This window comes from Paenibacillus puerhi, assembly GCF_009846885.1.
GTDB lineage: Bacteria > Bacillota > Bacilli > Paenibacillales > NBRC-103111 > Paenibacillus_G > Paenibacillus_G puerhi.
The window spans coordinates 1-660 of the sequence record NZ_WUWM01000098.1; the positions used below are offsets into that span (position 1 = coordinate 1).

The following is a 660-nucleotide window of genomic DNA, read 5'->3' on the forward strand; positions in this document are numbered from 1 at the left end:
GCAATTGGACACACTCCCATTAGAGTTTTTCGAGTAGAGTCGAAAAACTCCAACGACTACTCTAACGGAATTGTCTCAAAATCTAGACTGAGTTGGAATACACCTTCTTGTTAGACGCTTACGTTTTATCTGACATTTCATTTACAATAAAAAAGGGCGAAAGAATAGCAATCGTTGGTGAAAACGGCTCAGGTAAAAGCACTCTCATAAAATGCTTAATTGGCTTGTACACTCCAACGAACGGAAGGGTTAAATATGATGGCATTGATTTAAAAGATGTCGATATAATGCCAAATATAAGTGTAATATTTCAAGATTTTGTTCGTTACAAGCTAACACTTAGAGAGAACATTGGCATTTCCAATTTAGATATTCTACATGAAGACGACATGCTTATGGAGGCATTGCACAAGGCTGGAGGAGTAAATTTAATCAAGAAAATTGATGGATTAGACTCTGAGTTAGGAACAATGTTTAACGGCGGGAGAGATTTGTCTGGTGGCGAGTGGCAAAAGTTGGCCATATCGCGTGCTCTATTTAGGGCTTGCTGAATGCGAATAAATCCATATTTCACAAGGGTTACCGGGCATTTCCGTCGAATATATCTGCAAGGAAAACGTGGCAAAACGCTCAAAAACCTTGCAGATGGAGTGACGAAAC

The 660-nt window shown here is 39.2% G+C and carries 1 protein-coding gene; it reads left to right on the forward strand.

Annotation, left to right across the window (positions count from 1 at the left end; genetic code table 11):
* Nucleotides 1-107 precede the first annotated feature (107 nt).
* Complete coding sequence (locus GSF01_RS29195; RefSeq protein WP_159888769.1) at nucleotides 108-551, forward strand: ATP-binding cassette domain-containing protein; 444 nt, start codon at nucleotides 108-110, stop codon at nucleotides 549-551.
* Nucleotides 552-660: the final 109 nt, after the last annotated feature.